The sequence below is a fragment of the Candidatus Erwinia haradaeae genome, assembly GCF_900698965.1.
Taxonomy (GTDB): Bacteria; Pseudomonadota; Gammaproteobacteria; order Enterobacterales; family Enterobacteriaceae; genus Erwinia_E; species Erwinia_E haradaeae_A.
In genome coordinates this window covers 59,795-78,925 of the sequence record NZ_LR217725.1, presented here as the reverse complement: position 1 = coordinate 78,925, position 19,131 = coordinate 59,795, and the positions used below count along the sequence as shown (strand labels likewise).

At 34.8% G+C, this 19,131-nt stretch carries 7 protein-coding genes and 1 tRNA gene; 5 read left to right on the top strand and 3 right to left on the bottom strand.

Going from position 1 to position 19,131, the window contains the following annotated elements; genetic code table 11:
* Positions 1-1,186 precede the first annotated feature (1,186 nt).
* Entirely contained in the window at positions 1,187-2,149 is a 963-nt protein-coding gene (pfkA, locus tag CIPSTX3056_RS00220) for a 6-phosphofructokinase (RefSeq protein WP_072665973.1), read from the bottom strand.
* 400 nt (positions 2,150-2,549) lie between these two features.
* Positions 2,550-3,434, bottom strand: a complete 885-nt coding sequence (fieF, locus tag CIPSTX3056_RS00215; RefSeq protein WP_072665972.1) for a CDF family cation-efflux transporter FieF — start codon at positions 3,432-3,434, stop codon at positions 2,550-2,552.
* A gap of 2,135 nt (positions 3,435-5,569) precedes the next feature.
* Here fieF and CIPSTX3056_RS00210 point away from each other — a divergent pair.
* The 3 genes from CIPSTX3056_RS00210 (at position 5,570) to dut (ending at position 9,472) form a co-directional block, all read left to right on the top strand.
* A tRNA-Leu gene (locus CIPSTX3056_RS00210) sits at positions 5,570-5,654 on the top strand.
* 199 nt (positions 5,655-5,853) lie between these two features.
* Positions 5,854-8,709 (top strand): valine--tRNA ligase, encoded by a 2,856-nt coding sequence (locus CIPSTX3056_RS00205; protein WP_072665971.1) that lies wholly within the window; start codon positions 5,854-5,856, stop codon positions 8,707-8,709.
* Positions 8,710-9,013: 304 nt separating this feature from the next.
* Positions 9,014-9,472: a dUTP diphosphatase gene (gene dut / locus CIPSTX3056_RS00200; RefSeq protein WP_072665970.1), complete on the top strand. Its 459-nt coding sequence runs from the start codon at positions 9,014-9,016 to the stop codon at positions 9,470-9,472.
* A gap of 802 nt (positions 9,473-10,274) precedes the next feature.
* Here the strand turns inward: dut and CIPSTX3056_RS00195 are convergent.
* A complete protein-coding gene (locus CIPSTX3056_RS00195) occupies positions 10,275-11,990 on the bottom strand; it encodes a potassium/proton antiporter (RefSeq protein WP_072665969.1) in 1,716 nt (571 codons plus the stop codon).
* A gap of 1,224 nt (positions 11,991-13,214) precedes the next feature.
* Here CIPSTX3056_RS00195 and CIPSTX3056_RS00190 point away from each other — a divergent pair.
* Complete coding sequence (locus tag CIPSTX3056_RS00190) at positions 13,215-14,234, top strand: AI-2E family transporter (RefSeq protein ID WP_072665968.1); 1,020 nt, start codon at positions 13,215-13,217, stop codon at positions 14,232-14,234.
* Between the two features lie 1,836 nt (positions 14,235-16,070).
* Positions 16,071-17,504: an exodeoxyribonuclease I gene (gene sbcB / locus CIPSTX3056_RS00185; protein WP_072665967.1), complete on the top strand. Its 1,434-nt coding sequence runs from the start codon at positions 16,071-16,073 to the stop codon at positions 17,502-17,504.
* Positions 17,505-19,131: the final 1,627 nt, after the last annotated feature.

Here is a 19,131-nt window from a genome sequence, read left to right as displayed (position 1 = left end):
AATAAATATGACTACAGATTTATTCAGTTAGAAAATGGAGCCTATCTTCAAGACTGTGTATGCTAAGAAACCAGAATAAATCTTAATTATAGGATTCCTAAATAACCTAATACTATTGAGTATTCCTTTACTATTAAGTATTCCTTATATGTATATCTGTATCTCCGTTAAAATCTTCTAAAATTTATAACTCAAAAATTTCAATCACTAAAATTATGCTATCTCTGATAATAGAGTTGAAATCATCATTCAACCCATCACGAAAACAACTCAATTAAACTGTTATGATTTTGCTGAATTGGAAACTATTTTATTTGTATTTGTATTTTAAATACAGTCTCAATAGCTGTATAACTTATACTATAAATTATACTGAACATACCAAGTATAATCTAATAATGCATGCACGCTTAAGTTCTACTTAAGTGCTATACCATGCAAGTTTTATATTATGCACATACTATAATTATACCAATATGATATGTATAAAACTCTATTTTTTCAGGATAGCAAGATACTTTACGCCATAATTGAGCAATAATTGTTCTAAAATTCTTACCTCATTCGGAGGTAAGAAATCCTAAGATAAAATCGTAGCATTTTACTACTTATGTGTTTATTATAGATAGACATTTTAGTTATGCGCTGCTCAATACAAAATTAAATAGATTCCATGAAAAAACAGTGTGATTTAATGTAAGCTATACATAATGATTGCTATACACGCAATAGCAAAGCACAATATCTTATTTTCCTAAACGATTTACTTAGTATCTCGTAAGATTATGTATCATGGATAGAATTTAGCCTAATCAGTGAAGATAAATCAATTAGATGGTTAGACACTAAATTCTGTTCTAGACATAGATGGTATGAACCCAATAAATACAGGACCTCGACTATGTATGAGAGGTCGATCACGCATATAACAAGGAGAGCCATCGTGTTTCTTTTTTACTCTTAGAGTATAAAAGAGTATAAAAAATTATCAAGGACAACACGTAGTAGGCATACCAGATCACTGATATTACTAGCTAGAAGAGAGTTGCCATACACAACCGATGTATGGACAAAATGATCTTACACCATAGCATCACTGTGTAAATAGTTCTGGTAGTTTGCCATCTAAGATTTTAAAACTGACATCATAATAGCACTTAAGATATAACAATACCTACAAAGAGTGCTAATACAACTTCTTAGCAATCTCTAGCCAGTCATATTTAAATGGACGCTTCATATTGTCAATAGCATCAATAATATTATGATGTACCATCTTCTCATTTTGAATACCTATACAACATCCGTAAGAACCTTCTAGTAATAACTTAGTGGCGTAAGCACCCATGCGTGAGGCAAGAATGCGATCATACGCCACTGGAGAACCGCCCCTTTGAATATGCCCTAGTACAGTAACACGTGTGTCTCGTTTAGTTTCTTCTTGAATATATTGTGCTAACTCATTAATATCGCAAATATGCTCAGTGATAGCTACAATAGCATGTTTTTTGCCTTGAGAAATCCCATCTTTGATCTCATCAACCAATTTCTCACGAGTTTCAGGAGTCTCTGGCAAGACGATAAACTCACAACCTCCAGCAATTGCAGCAGCTAAAGTTAAATCACCACAGTGGCGTCCCATAACCTCTACAATAGAAATACGTTGATGCGAAGAAGAGGTGTCACGTAAACGATCCATAGCTTCTACCACTGTTTCTAATGCAGTAAAATAGCCAATAGTATAATCCGTCCCCGCTACGTCATTATCAATGGTCCCTGGTAGACTGATACAAGGAAACCCCATTTCCGTTAAAGATTTGGCACCCATATAAGAACCATCGCCACCAATCACCACTAAAGCATCAATTCCACGTGTGATCATATTGTTTATCGCAATACTACGTATTTCTTTTAAACAAAATTCAGGGAAACGAGCCGATCCTAAAAATGTCCCACCACGGTTAATAATATCCGATACGCTATAACGATTAAGAGTAATCATTCTATCTTCATACAATCCTAAATACCCATCATAAATCCCAAAGATTTCTAAACCTTCACTAATACCTGTACGGACAATACCACGGATTGCGGCATTCATGCCTGGAGCATCTCCACCGCTGGTTAGTATACCGATTTTATTAATCATCAAATCCTCTCAATATAGTCATCAGGTTGTATATGATCCACGACAAGAACAATCGCGTATATCACTTGCCAACCAAAAAGCATTGCGATACGCTCAAAGAATAAAGATAAGAGTCGAGCACAGATAAACCTAAAAGCTAAAATAGTTAATAGACATATGATGGACTAATCATGAGGTTGTGCTTGTTAAGTAATAATTGACGCATGTCATGATTTCTGTATTAAGTTGAATCATCGACTCATTCTGAATAGCAGAATTACTATACTAATCGTTATTATTCTACTCTATTAGCTTCATAGACTTGCTATACTTTTGATTACCTCTGGATGATTGAACATCAACCGCAATACATTTAAGACTACAAGATATTCTAAAACCTCTGCTATGATAGCAATATGCCTTAGTGTTCGTGAGATACCACAGAACGCGGATCTTGATGGATAATCACGTCCGAACCAGGAAATCGCATACGCAGTGCTTGTTCAACATGGTGAGATATACTATGTGCCTCGTATAAGGGTAAGTTATCTTCCATTTCTATGTGGAGTTGAATAAAACGTGTTGCACCAGCCTGGCGCGTACGAATACCATGCACTCCGCAGATACCAGGCCATGCTGAAACAATTTTTACAATCGCTTGATGCTCTGTCATGGGTAAAGCATGATCGAGTAATACCTGTACAGCCTCACGCGCCATGCGCCATGCAGAATATAAAATCCACCCTCCAATATTCAGAGCACATAATGCATCAGCCCAATAATAACCGCACCAACTTAAAACTATAGCTAATAAAATTGCACTATTGATTACTATATCTGATTGATAATGCAACATATCTGCACGTATAGCCTGACTTTGAGTGTTTCGGACTACCCAGCGCTGAAAGGTAACTAAAACTAGCGTAGAAAACAAAGCTATCAAGGTAACTATAACTAATATTAAAGGTTCCTTGAGCTCCCTAGGGGAAAACATTTTTTGAAAGCCAGTAAAAAAAAGAAAGAGAGCAGAAGCACAGATAAATACACTTTGAGCTAATACTGCAAGAGACTCGGCCTTACCATGGCCAAATGTATGCTCAGAATCAGCTGGCTGCATGGCATAGCGTATGATTAACAGATTTGTCAATGAAGCAGCAATGTCCACTAACGAATCTATGAGTGCCGCCAGTAAACTTACTGAACCCGTGCACCACCAAGCGAAAAATTTGATAATTAATAACAGAAATGCAAGTAATATCGCTGCTATGGCCGCCATAAAAACTTGCCGTGTGTATTCTATATGCATATCTGCTATCCACCAGATGCAATGAGTTAGTGGTACTAAAGGTAAAAGACCCCATCTATATGTGATAGATAAACTAGAAGAACGCGATGTGACCTCTATGCAACATCAATAAGATAATTTCAGCACTATAGTCTGTTAATGGATATTGAAAAATCTTTTGAAACATGCGCAACATATTAAATATAAAAATTAAAATATATTAAATATATACTGATGTATATATTTAATAAACATCAAGACACCTAATAGCAATACGATTACTAATTCCTTTCAAGATTAACATATCTTCTGATAAAGTCGTCACTAATCATTTAGAATAACAGTGTGAGAAACAGCTTGAACATGATGAAAAGCTTGATATGTTAAATTGGAAAAATATACAGAATACCAATATTATATTTAATTGCTTTCCCTTGATACATGAATAATATTAGTGATTATTTAGTGATTTTTGATTGAGTGATTTTACGCTAATATTGTAAACTTCATTTCTATTTGATGTGTAGCCTTAGTTATGCCAAACATTGTCAATGTTATAAAAATATTCAGAATAATCTCTTGTTGTAATGCTATATTTTTATATATTGTATAAAAATAGTGTTTTTCTGAAAACGTAGACTACTGTAACAAACCGATCTAGACATAGAACGTAGTCTGATTTTTGATAATTTTGATTATACCTAGAATAATTTTTTGATATTAGTTGTATTTTAGAAATTAACATATGCGTTTTATATTACATAAGGTGAGGTTATTTAGGAGCTGATTCATAACAGATTATCTCTGTTATTAACATGAATAGATGTTATCTGTTGTATATATCTATTAATAATTGGCGCTTCTTAATTGAATGTCTTTAATTGCATTAAATTATAATGAATAATCAGCACCCCTCAGTTTCCAAGAAAAAACTGAACGTGCGATACCAATAGTGCTTACAGATCATATAAACACTGTTAATAAAAAACAATTACTCACATTGCGATTTTTAAAAATATCAATTGTTTATAGTCACTTCCATTTGCCAATAGATAGTGTTAATATGCTTTAGATAGTGGAATAAGAACAGCCTAAATTTCAGCTGTAAAACTTTCCGCTATAAAACAATAAAATATCTATTATGATTCTAATATCTATAAAATAATACAAAATGTTACATAGTCTTCTCTGAAGATATGGAAAGTCTATATATCTTAATACTAATGATCAAAAATCTTTCTAGCACTAGCTCTCAGCATAGTACAATATCTTTTTATATGATCTTATGTAGCATATATATTAGCGCCGCATATTTTATGTGCCTTACTTATAACAATTGGAATCAATTAACATTTCTACACAAACAAACATATTATCGGTACCTTGTGCGATCTTACATCTCTAATAGCACAGTATAGCTAAGAACACTCAGGTCTAGAATGCAGATAATATTAGTGTTTGTCTGCATTATATATACAAGGCCAAGGCTCGGCATGGAAAAGCGCATTAAATCATATAATATATTATCTAACATATAGTTAGACATGATCTTTATCGCACTAATCACCACGAGAAAAACCTTATACGTTACTTATTTACTGTCATGCTTGCTTAGAATAGTATTGTTTAGGATAGTAATGAGTATTGAGAGCGTCAGAGGTTGTTGTTACTTTACTACAAGACGGTTTATATTTTATAAGTTAGCATCTACAGTCTTGAGATATATCAATACCGAGATCACGCTAAATTTTTATGCACCTCATCATAATAGCTCTTAATCATGTACTCTGGTTCAGCTAGATTACATGATACTACTTATGCGTTCACTCGGTCTACGCTTACTGATCCTTAAGGTTCCTTATTTAACTAACACTAACACTGTCAACCATCAAGGCTCTCAATTTAATATAGATATTTTCAATACAACACAGAAAGCTTTATAGAATTCCTAACCTCTTGTATAACCTGTTGTTATAATGATTATAAGATCGAGATAGGATCTGCAGTATTGTACCTATTATACATTCAATATTTATATGCAATTATACTTAGTATCTTACGCATCTTAAGATTCCATCTATAACAGTTGAAATCAAGTTGCATAAATAGAAAAAAACAATGTAATATAAACCTGTTATCTATACACCCCTAGAGCAGCCGAAGTGGCGAAATTGGTAGACGCAGTTGACTCAAAATCAACCGCCGAAAGGCGTGCCGGTTCAATTCCGGCCTTCGGTACCATAATATAACATTCTTATGGTGTTATGAGATAGATCAATCTGATACTTATCCATGCATTATATATCTATTAACTCAAGCTATTTCTATATAATAGAAATAAATAGTATAAAAGCACACAATACAAACACAAAATCATATTTTATCCCATCAGATACACTAGCGTACGCTAATATTATCTACTGCCTGAGACGTAGCGCATATGGAAAAGAGCTATAATCCGCAACATATCGAGAAACTGCTATATCAGAACTGGGAAAAAAAGGGTTATTTTAAACCAAATGGTGACACATCTCAGGAAGCCTTCTGTGTTGTGATGCCACCACCCAATGTCACTGGTAGTTTACATATCGGTCATGCCTTCCAACAAACTCTCATGGATATGATGATCCGATACCATCGCATGCAAGGTAAAAACACACTATGGCAAACCGGCACTGATCACGCAGGTATTGCTACGCAGATACTTATTACAAGAAAGATCGCCGACGAAGAAAATAAAACCTCTCAAGACTATGACAATCATACCTTGATTGACAAAACTTGGCAGTGGAAAAATAAATCTAATCGTATTATTTCTGACCAAATGCGTCGCTTAGGCAACTCTGTTGACTGGACACGTGAACGCTTTACCCTGGATCAGGGTTTTTCGGATGCAGTGAGAAAAACCTTCGTTCATCTATATAAAGAAAAACTCATTTATCGTAAAAAGCGCTTAGTTAATTGGGATCCAAAGCTATGCACTGCTATCTCTGACTTAGAAGTAGAAAACCTCGAAAAAAAAGGCTCTATGTGGTATATTCGCTATCCTCTCGCGAATGGCGCGCAAACCGTTAACGGTAAAACTTACGTGGTGGTCGCTACTACACGCCCGGAAACCATCTTGGGCGATACAGGCGTAGCTGTCAACCCTTTAGATATACGTTATCAAAATCTTATTGGTAAATTTGTAGTATTACCGTTAATTAATCGTTTAATCCCAATCATTAGCGATAAATATGTAGAGATGGCAAAAGGTACTGGGTGTATGAAGATTACCCCCGCTCATGATTTTTATGACTATGAAATAGGTTGTCGTCATCAATTGCCAATGATTAACATTTTCACTTACAATGGTAAGCTTCGTCATTACTCTCAAGTTTATGATAGTCATGGCCAGGAAACTAATAGCTATGCTCCTGTCATACCTGTAGCTTTTCGCGGATTAGATCGTTTTGAAGCCCGTACAGCGATTATTCAGGAAATTAATAAAATAGGTTTATTAGAAGATATCCAAACACATTGCTTTATGGTTCCGCATGGTGAACGCAGCGGTGTTGTAATCGAGGCCATGCTCACTACGCAATGGTACGTCCGAATGGCACCGTTAGCTAAAGTAGCCACACAGGCGGTTGCGTCAGGAAAAATTCAGTTTGTACCACGGCAATATACTAATATGTATTTCTCTTGGATGAGAAACATCGAAGATTGGTGTATTTCACGCCAACTATGGTGGGGGCATCGAATTCCCGCCTGGTACGATCCATCAGGCAATGTCTACGTTGCTCATAGCGAACAAGAAGTTCGCAAAGAGAACGATCTCAGTGACAACCTACCTCTTACCCAAGAGGTGGATGTGCTAGATACATGGTTTTCTTCTGCTCTCTGGACATTTGTAAGTCTAGGATGGCCAAAGTGCACTAAGGAGTTAAAAATTTTCCATCCCACGAATGTGCTAGTTAGCGGTTTTGATATTATATTTTTTTGGATTGCCCGCATGATTATGCTTACTATGCACTTTGTAAAAGATGATAGAGGTCAATTCCAGGTACCCTTTAAAACTGTTTACGTAACTGGTTTAATTCGAGATCACGAGGGTCAAAAAATGTCAAAATCCAAAGGAAATATCCTCGATCCATTAGACATGATCGATGGAATTTCACTGGAAGACTTAATTAAGAAGCGCACCAAAAATATGATGAAGCCTCAATTAGCAGAAAAAATCCGTAAACGTACTAAAGAGCAGTTTCCATGTGGTATAGAGGCGCATGGTGCGGATGCATTAAGATTTACTTTGGCATCTTTAGCATCAACTGGACGCGATATTCACTGGGATATGAAACGTCTCAAGGGTTATCGTCACTTCTGTAATAAGCTTTGGAATGGTAGTCGATTTGTCCTTATGAATACTGAAAAGCATGACTGTGGGTTTTCCGGCGACGAATTAGAACTCTCTTTACCTGATCGCTGGATAATTGCAAAATTCAACTACACAGCACAAGCCTGGCACGACGCATTAGAACGCTACCGCTTCGATCTGGCTGCGAATATTCTGTACGAATTTACATGGAATCAGTTCTGTGATTGGTATTTAGAATTAACAAAGCCAACCTTGCATGGTGGTACTAAATCTCAATTAAGAGGGACACGTCACACACTAGTAAATGTGTTAACAGACTTGCTCTGTCTAGCTCATCCACTTATTCCATTTATTACTGAAACTATCTGGCAACGAGTAAAAGTGATAAAAAATATTGCAGATGAGACTATTATGCTCCAACCTATACCAGCTTTTTCTGAGACTCGCATTAATGATAAAGCGATAGAAGATATTGATTGGATGAAGCGGGTTATTATTGCGATACGCAATATGCGTAATAAGGCTCGTATTCCTCAAGCACACCCATTAGATCTACTGCTTCGCACAAATAGTAAGCATGTGATTGATAGAGTTAACAACAACGATCGCCTCCTCAAAGCTCTTGCTCATTTAAAAACAATACAAATTGTGCCTGAGGACGCCAATCATCCATTAGCCTATAATGAATCAATAGAGGATGCGGATATACTGCTACCCTTAACAGATTGGATAGATAAGAATATCGAACTCAATCGAATCACAGGAGAAATTATGCAACTAGAAGCAGCAACCAAACAAATTAACAGCAAGTTAGATAATAAAGACTTTATTAGACTGGCACCAGAAGCAATTATGATCAAAGAAAAAAAACGCCTTAGAGAGTGTGAATTAAAAATAGCAAAATTAATAGAAAAAAAAATGTTGATACTTGCTATATAACAGTATATTAGGGGCATTATGTATGCTTTTCTGACCTATCTCAATCTACCAATACAATCAATAAGTTCATCATTCATTAAAATCACGTTGCGTCTACAGTTAAGAATATTATATATGAACAAGCATTCTCGTCATTACTGACTATCAACGCCTGAAGTTTTAGTATGTTTTTAGTACAAAACATTTCAGAGAGCAAGCTATATTCAAAGATTACATACTTCTTTGCTTCTAGAAAAATTTTTATACTTAAGGTTAGCCATAGTATGAAACAACGTACAAGTCTCAACCTACTATAAGTCATGACATGATAAAAAAAATTGACATTAAAATTCTAGATACCAGAATTGGTACTTCTTTTCCGATCCCTACCTATTCTACTTCGGGCTCTGCCGGTTTAGATTTACGGGCCTGCATAGAAGACACGCTTATCTTAAATCCTGGGGCTACGCACTTAATAGAAACAGGCATAGCTTTACATATTGCTGATCCGCAAGTTACTGCAATCATACTACCACGCTCTGGACTTGGGCACACCAATGGTATCGTACTCGGCAATCTTGTAGGGTTAATCGACTCTGATTATCATGGTCAAATTATGGTATCACTTTGGAATCGCGGGCAGAGCTCATTTATCATCAGAGCCGGTGAACGTATTGCGCAAATAATCTTCCTACCTGTCATACAGGTGGAATTCAACCTAGTTAATCACCTCACTGATAGCCAACGAGGTTCAGGTGGCTTTGGACACACAGGGCGTCAGTAACGGTTAGTCTAAAAAAATACTGTTATTATGTCATGAGTCACTACAATAATATGTGCAGATTTTTACGAGATGTGTTATAGCAACACTGACTAGGTAGAATGATAATCTATAGCTATAGCTATAGCTATAGCAGTAGCAGTAAAGATCTTAATAGCAACAACAGCACCTTCTTAGGTGTAATACCCTTAGGTGTAATACCGTTTTTCATGGCATAAACACAAACAAGTCTTAATGCTACATATTCATCATTATGATTGCATTATCATTATTTTAATCGCACATTGCTCAAGTAACATTCTCAAGTATATAGAATGTTATTAGATAATATATTCATTATGATTTCTACTCTCTCTATAATATATTAAGATCACCGTATAATATACCGGTTATTAGACAGACCCCTATAGAAACATCAATAGTAGTATTGAGCATGGATAGCACATATAGTTATCTATCACTGACTTTTGGTTATCCCTGAAAACTAATTCAGCGTTTCTTTAAATATCTTACATAATTTATTTACGCAACTAATACACTAGATCAGCCATGAAAGCACCAGATCAAGGGTTATCATCGACCATATAAAGTATTATAATTAAGAAGCCTATAATAACCACGCATTCAGCTCTCTGCTAAAATTAACAGATCTCTCTTATACCTTATCCTTGAAAATGTCAATAGCCACATCAATAACAATCTTAGTTTTTTAAAAATGACGATAAAATATAACAATAATTTTGATTAATGAATAAAGCTTGGATGAAATATTCTTGGGACCTCATATCTTATAAGAGGGTAACAGTTATTCTTGAATCCTTACACCAATCTTCACAATACCATGATCTGATTTTTCTGCAACCGTCCATAATATATTTTTCCATTCAATTTGATCCCCCACAACAGGCGCTGCCCCTATAATACTTGAAACCATCTCACCTAGTGTTTGTTGATTATTGATCTCGTCATCAAGCTCAATCCCATAAATATGAGCAACATTCTGTAATGAAACGTTTGCCTGTAAAATAAAGTCACCAAAAAACCTCTGATCTGATACAGGCGGAGACTGACTAAATAACTTACCTAACGCGGCAAGATCACTCTCACGACCAATAACGCATAAAACATCATTTTCTTTTAGTCGTGTACTACCAGATGGATGCAGTAATTGATTTTTACGAAATAGTGCAGCAATGCGTGTTTGAGAAGGCATGCGCAAATCACGCAATGCTGCGCCAATACACCACTTATCTTCGCTAAGTTGATAAATAAATTGTTCCCATGGGTTCTCAGGATGAATATCCAAACCAATACGGGAAATCGGGGATGCTAATGGCGGTATAACTACACGCGCTTTACGTGCCGCCCAACTCAGTGATGTACCCTGAACCATAAGTGACACTAAAACTACAAAAAACGCGATATTAAAAAAAAGAGATGCCTGAGGTAATCCAGCCATCATAGGAAAAACTGCAAGTATAATAGGTAATGCCCCGCGTAGACCAACCCAGCTTATGAACATACGCTCTCGAATATTAAATCCAGGAAATGGTGACAATCCAATTAAAATTGAGAGTGGACGAGCAACAAGAATGAGACAGATAGATAGTAGCGTAGCTGGAAGCGCAATTGACCAGAGATCCGCAGGATTAACTAACAAGCCTAGCACTAAAAACATACCAATTTGACTTAACCAGGCCATACCATCAAAAATTTGCAAAATACCATGACGATTACGAATGGGGCGGTTACCCAAAATAAAACCACACAAGTAAACTGCAAGGATACCGCTTCCTTCTAGCATAGAAGTCAAGGAAAATACTAAAATGCCTCCACTTACTGCCAATAACGGGTATAATCCGCTGGCTAATGAAACACGATTAATAATTTGCAATAACGCCAACCCCCCACCTAAGCCTAGAAGAATACCCAAGCCAAATTGCTGTATTATTTGAACAATCAACATCCAGTTGACTCCAATTTGTTCATTTTGGATCATTTTAATTAAAGTCATAGTAAGAAAAACAGCCATGGGATCATTACTACCAGATTCAATTTCTAGGGTAGCGCTAACACGTTCATTTAGACCTTTTCCACCTAAAAGTGAAAAAACTGCTGCAGCATCAGTAGAGCCAATAATTGAACCAATAAGAAAACCATTAGGTAAACTCAGACTGAACAACCATGCAGCAGCTAAACCGGTTAAACCAGCTGTAATAAGCACTCCAACTGTAGCTAATAATAATGCCGGACCTAAAGCTACCCTAAAGGAACTCGCCTGAGTACGCATACCACCATCCAGAAGAATGACAGCTAACGCAAGATTGCTAATTAAATAAGCAGCAGGATAATTATCGAAAGCAATCTTACCAATACCATCAACCCCCGCTAACATGCCAATGGCAAGGAAAATAACTAGAATGGGAATACCTAGTCTTGATGAAAAAGAACTAAGTAGAATGCTTGTAGCAACTAGTATTGAACCAATAATGAAAAGACCGTAAATCGCGCTAGATTCCAATACACATTTCCCCTATTTAAGATCAAATACTTATAAAGTATGTATCAATATGCATTATTCACATATAAAAACACCTATAAGATAGACTGCAAAAAATAATCAAGCAAAAAAAAACTTAAGTTTTAAAATAAATTATATTCGAATGAATCATACAATTATATATTTAGTATGATCGGAAATCAGCATCTAATCTATCTTCTACAGTGTCATACAACAACTCTAAAAGCATGTTAAGATTATCTTTTTATATTATTAACAGTAATATTTCTTATATTCTACAAATTTACATATTGGATTATGATCATCCCTGTCTATGTATGCCAAACCTATGAGACACATAGAGATGCTGGAGATAACCTTACAGGCATATAGAAAATAAGATGTTAGACATCCAAAACGATCACAATCGCTGTATTGTCTTACATCAGCACAGGGCTTCGATAACATAAGAAAGCATTACTATTAAACTTACAGAAACGTTGGTAATAGTTGGCGCGAAGCGCTCTATAATTAAAATTAATTATGCATATATGTAAAGAATACGTAGATGATGTGCTTTTTATTTTTCTATGCTACGCAAGAAGTATGGTCTAATGACCTAGGATAAAAGGTGCGATATGTCATATTCGACATCTGCAGTCACGATCACTATGTGTAACTCATACCTATTATTCGCTTTATGTTACATGCCGTGATATACATAAAACTAACGATACTAATCTAAAGATCTCATAAGGTACCTGCATAGCTCATGACAACAAAAAAGGTACAGAAATGCATAGCACATCTGAATATATAATAAGATATAAAAGAGAAGTTACCATATGCATATCACTAAAGCTTTTTGATAAATATATTTATGCTGAATAACTTATGCCGGTTATTGTTTTCAACGAATGCGACATCGAATGTTATATACAATGCATCAAGGAAAATAAAAAAAATCTTACATATAAAGGCAAAAATTACCTAAGTTTAGGTAACGCGCCTACAATATCTCGCAAATTAATTACTCTAGTGAGAGCTTACTAGCACAACAACCTCTGACAAGTAACCTCGTTTTTCAGTGAACTAATATGTAACACTCGACCTTACAAAGCATAATAGTAGATTTACTAAAATAATGTAACTATTTGGACTGATGACGCTTATGATGCTATGGATCACTATAGATCCAATATACTATCGGTATCAGTATAGATATATCTATATATAGGATAAATTATGCATACACGGAATACAAAATGTTTAATGATTTGCAGGTCAGCCAGTTTTTTACTAGTTTTTATTGCGCTGTTTTCTGTCTTCCCGTTACATTTGTTACCGTGTTTTCTCGCCGGATTTATTATGTATGAAATTATTTTAGCACTCACCGTTCTTGTAGAGTATCTAGTCAAAGCTCAGGTAGCACGTTGGGTAAGCATTATGTTTCTTAGCATCCTATTAATCCTGTTAATAGTTGTCACTGCTAGTAAACTTATTGGATTTCTTTTGCATGACTGTCAAAATCTTGCTGGCTTTGACGCTACTGCTAGTAATCTTCTTAGAGATGCGCAGCGCACTCTCTCTCCACTAATCACACGTTACTTACCATTAAATATAGATGAATTAAAGAATCAGCTAATTAATTGGTTACATGAAAATTTAGTTATGCAAACTTTTAGTCGTAACGCAGCGCATACCGTTGCCACTATGCTCATTGGGGTAGTACTCGGTGCAATGATTTCTCTACAGAGTAATGGTAAACAAAAACTTCACACAACACCTTTACAAGATGCTCTTCTGGATCGACTAACAGTCCTGTCAGAGGCCTTTCATAATGTGATTTTTGCCCAAATTCATGTATCACTCTGTAACACACTATTAACTGGTTGCTTTCTATTCGGTATACTGCCTATTTTTGAGCTACATTTGCCCTTTTCTAAAACCATAGTAATGCTAACCTTTTTTACTGGATTATTACCCATTATTGGAAATTTAATCTCTAATACAGTTATTTTTTTGATTGGGCTTTCTATATCGCTTGAAGCTGGTCTGATTTCACTAACATATCTCATCATTGTGCATAAATTAGAATATTTTATTAACGCACATATCTTTAGCGGTCGGATCCACGCAAAAACCTGGGAAATTCTACTAGCTATGTTAGTATTTGAATCCACTTTTGGTATTACCGGGGTAATTGCAGCTCCAATCTATTATGCTTATCTTAAGGCTGAATTACGCAAATATGATCTTATTTAAGTCAATATATTCAAAAACTGATTCTAGAATTCAGTGTTATCAGTAGATAACTATTAGGGTCATGACCCGCTTGAAGCACGCATTATGTAATAATGATATGCCATCTGTATTGGCTCTATGGGACCTATGGGGCTGTATATTATGAGTTAAAGAATCCAGTTATCACTAATTCAGTGACTATTATATCTTTATTACCTAATCAATTATTACTGCGCGATTTCAGGGATTTTGTAACCATCAGTGATTGTTAAAAACCCATAATAACAGTATGAATCATCCCATTTACCTATATTTCATGTTATGCTACTCAGCAGATAAACTCAGATAGTTTATTCAGTAGAAGCCCCTTCAATGCATCAACATTTTTCGGATGCTCTATATTTTAATAGTGATACTGGTATCCTGTCGGTCAATGTTATAAGTAAACTTATACGCACAATAAGAGCTTAATGAGTATCTCATTCTTGTATACGTCTTGAGTTAAGTTACTACAAGACCCACCGACATGAGAATAGACTAGATAGTCTTACATGAGATAACATTCTTCTTTAGCAGACGCGGTGTATCTTATTAGCATGCGTAACATAACTTTTAAGTACAATAAATCTATGAAGTACGCATTAATAGCGTTTATATATGATAGTATATGATAGAATGAATGGTATAAAAGGCTGTATTATATGCACTGTATCGTGAGATCATACTAAATTGAACATATCTTATAATTTTCATGCTTAGCGCAGTTAGATTATAAATTTCTCTAAATAGAAACGGTTACAGGTTACAAGAAGGCATACTTAATCAGTAGTACCTAGCCGGTCATTCAGGACCCTTGCTGTCGATTATAACACAATAGATTTTTATCATTGATAATTATAGCATGTCACAGAGATTGAAGATTATGGACCGAATCAGATAACTTTACCTGCCCCATCCGCGAAAAACCTAGCAGAACCAACATGTTCTTTGCTTAATACATATTAATAGAAGAAAATCTATATTATGTCAGAAAATAAAAAATTAAGATCTAGCACTAACAATCCGTAACTCATGTCTTACTCTAGATATCCGCCTTGCAAAATAATCTCCAGCTTGCATTAATTCTTAGTTTAAATTAGACAAATACTGACTGAACTTACAGAGAGAAAATTTAGCCTTAAACACAATTTAGCCTTCAGTACAGTATGTATAGCTTGATAAAAACACATATTCACACTGCTTATCTTTATATCTTTATAAGATATAAAGATAGTACTAGATAAAATAAAATAAAAATAAACGAAAACTAATATCTAATATGAGTAAGAAAGTCAAGCCTTAATATGATTATATATTATTACTAGATTTGCCCTGAAGCATCAAACAGGCCTACTGCAAGTAGAGTACTTTTGGCTAAAAATAGACAAAAGCACCTGTATTACCAAAGGACACCTTGAGATACTCAAGCGTAGTGATGCATGTTCTGCTATCAAAAAAAGCGAGAACTCTGGATGATATTTGACAATATAAACAACACCCTATATTTAACTTTTACAACAATGGGTTTAGTCCTGTATTGTATCTCGCGTCTCTTTCATTAATTCTTAACATACATCATAGTACTGAGTAATCTGATAAATTATTAAAAAATATTTATAAATATCTAAAAAGATATTGAAAATAACGATATAATACAACTTATAATCTTATTCAGTAAAATTTTATCTATTATCTTATACTACCGCTAACTTTTGTCATATTTAATAATGCATTCTATATCAGTATGACATGCGCTACACCTAGCTTATTCCAGGTTATATGATATATATAGCCAAGCTATACACTGAAACTATATTTATGAAACCGACTTTACTATTTTATGACTATGAAACTTTTGGGACAAGCCCATCGTTAGACCGGCCGGCACAGTTTGCTGCAATACGTACTGATATGGACTTAAATGTTATAGGAGAGCCCGAAACTATTTATTGCTGCCTAGCCAATGATTATTTACCGCAACCGGAAGCAGTTCTTATAACAGGCATTACACCGCAAATCGCCCAGTTACGCGGTATAAATGAAGCAAGCTTTACTCGACGTATTCATCAAATATTTTGTGTACCGAATACCTGTATTGTAGGTTACAACAACATTTGTTTTGATGATGAGATAAGCCGAAATTTATTTTACCGAAACTTCTATGATCCGTATGATTGGAGCTGGAAGAATTCTAATAGTCGATGGGATTTATTAGATGTAGTGAGAGCTTGCTTCGCCTTACGTCCAGATGGTATTCGTTGGCCAACAGACACTCAAGGATGTCCTACCTTTCGCTTGGAGAAGCTCACTCAGGAAAATCAGATCGCTCATAACAGTGCACATGACGCACTATCTGACGTATATGCGACAATCGCTCTTGCAAAATTAATCAAAGAAAAACAACCAAAACTATATAATTTTTTATATGCGCATCGACAAAAGCATAAGCTTCGTACATTAATCAATGTTTCACAAATGAAACAACTTGTATTTGTTTCGAGCAGGTTTGGAAAAAAAAGGAGTAACGTAACCTGTGTCGCTCCACTAGCGTGGCATCCACATAATAAAAACGCTTTAATAACGTGTGATCTTGGGGGAGATGTTTCTTCGCTAATAGCGATTGACACCGATTTGTTACGCGAATCTCTTGATAATTATCACAAACTAGCTCAGCATAGATCCAACTTTCCATTACAGCTCATTCATATAAATAAATGCCCTGTTATTGCGCCAGCTAATGTCTTACGCGCGTCAGATGCCCTACGTATCGGGATAAACCTAGAATACTATGCTGATAATCTAGCTAAATTACTCCAAAATCCAAAAATCAGAGAAAAAGTTGCTCAATTGTACATAATAAAGGAAAAACATATCCCTTTAGAAGATGTAGATACACAAATGTATCATGGTTTTTTTAATTACTCTGATCGCCATACAATACATACTATATGTCACACTTCTGCAAAACACCTGTTGACCTTAAATCTCACATTTTATGACAAACGTATTAAACAGCTTTTTTTTCGATTTCGTGCGCGAAATTTTCCAGATTTATTAACACCCCTAGAAAAAATCGCATGGTTGCAACATAGGCGCGAAATACTCAATAAAAAACGCATACAAGAATATATCAAAAACATCGAGTCACTGCATACTCAGTATCAATATGATCAAGTCAAGCAAGCTCATCTTGAGGCATTATTAGATTACACGAAAGATATTCAGTTTTCTTTACAAACTGAATATCTTTAACTAAACTTTAATGTTCTACGCGAGATTAGACCATCTCATGGCGTACGTATTCGCATTATCTGACACCAACCACTTAAAAAGAATGTGTTCACATATTTCTATATTAAGATATACCCCTTAATACTTTAATAAGTAATCTGAGCAAAATTCGTCGTGTGATATCTAAAGAGAAGCTCATGTCTTTTAATAAGACACGGAAGATGTAACTTCACAAAGGTGCAGAAAATTTATATATCAGTATCAGTATACATATCTAATATTTGCCAGATTTGACTAATGGATCACCTATTTACGTACTCTTTCTTCCTATTGAATGGCACTTTCAGACCTTCCGTTAGACATAAAGACTCGCTAGCTAGAGAGAAAAACATGAAAAAGTTCTCAGGCATAAGTTCTTGAGTTATTGAATAAAAATTCAAGATTCTAGGTAACTACTATTAAACATATTATTATATCTTATATTGGATGTCTTTATGCATAATGAGATACAACAAACAGAGTAATGAGGTGCTAATAAAGCTGCTATGATATGCATACTAAGTTTTATGATATAGATATTACTTCAAATCTCACTTACTTTTATATAGCTAAAACAACATCCCAGCGGCATCACTGTAAGTTTCTGAATATTTAAGCGTACATCATGTGAATCATCAATATTTATTCAACAGTCTGTAGTATATGAGTCTTGGTACAATCCATCAGATATAAATTGTTAGGATAGATTGAGTAGTTGAAGAGGATATGATATAATTTATTTATTTTTTCTGAACTATCCCGCAAATGTAAATCTTAGTTATGCTAAAGGCTAGGTTTACTTTAAGATATCACCAAGGCCTCTGCTCTAGATATTATTATAATCTATCCGTGTCTTACACAATACACATTAGCATTTATTGTGACTAACTTTTACAAGACGCAGTAATGCTCAAAGATACAGTAATAAAATAAGACAATCTCTGATTGAATCAAACGCACTGAGTTTAGACGCGCTTCATTTTACAAATCTTAAATTATAAATGACTTGTTTATATTGAAGCATCTGCTATAAATAGCAGATTTAGACCAAAGCAAATCAAGGTAAAGAGATACAAGTTGGACCTAGTAGTCAAAAAAATATACATTCGTTATGATTTAAAGCACTATACACGATATATACTGGTTCGGACTATATCATCTACAAACTTCGGATAGTATCAATATACTACTATCTATAGATTAAGCAAATTCTTTTATCGCCAGGGCCACTATACTGTCTGCATTACTGTCTGCATTGATAATCTCTATTTTTATCTCTAATAAAAACCTTGTTTATCTGCTCTAAGATAGAACAGATACCAATCAGTCATTGGATTTTTAGTTTTTCGAGAACCCTCTATGCATCTCTTAATATACATATCTAAAATTAAAATTCACATCACGATACTAAACATAGGAGATACATTCTTACAATTCCAGACATTAATATAAAAATTTTTGTGATAGTCTATCAAAATCCAGTATAGTATATCACTGATAGTGGATACCTTACAAATACTCCAGAGTCTCATGAGAGGCAAACATCGGTAAAAATAGCGTTCTTTAATAGAACTATTATATAAAATTATTTTCTATGTGTAATATCTTA

What these genes read in the sequence shown, in the direction of transcription:
- sbcB (WP_072665967.1), top strand. Translation starts at nt 16,071, where the DNA reads ATGAAACCGACTTTACTATTTTATGACTATGAAACTTTTGGGACAAGC.
- CIPSTX3056_RS00190 (WP_072665968.1), top strand. Translation starts at nt 13,215, where the DNA reads ATGCATACACGGAATACAAAATGTTTAATGATTTGCAGGTCAGCCAGT.
- CIPSTX3056_RS00205 (WP_072665971.1), top strand. Translation starts at nt 5,854, where the DNA reads ATGGAAAAGAGCTATAATCCGCAACATATCGAGAAACTGCTATATCAG.
- dut (WP_072665970.1), top strand. Translation starts at nt 9,014, where the DNA reads ATGATAAAAAAAATTGACATTAAAATTCTAGATACCAGAATTGGTACT.
- pfkA (WP_072665973.1), bottom strand. Translation starts at nt 2,149, where the DNA reads ATGATTAATAAAATCGGTATACTAACCAGCGGTGGAGATGCTCCAGGC.
- fieF (WP_072665972.1), bottom strand. Translation starts at nt 3,434, where the DNA reads ATGCATATAGAATACACACGGCAAGTTTTTATGGCGGCCATAGCAGCG.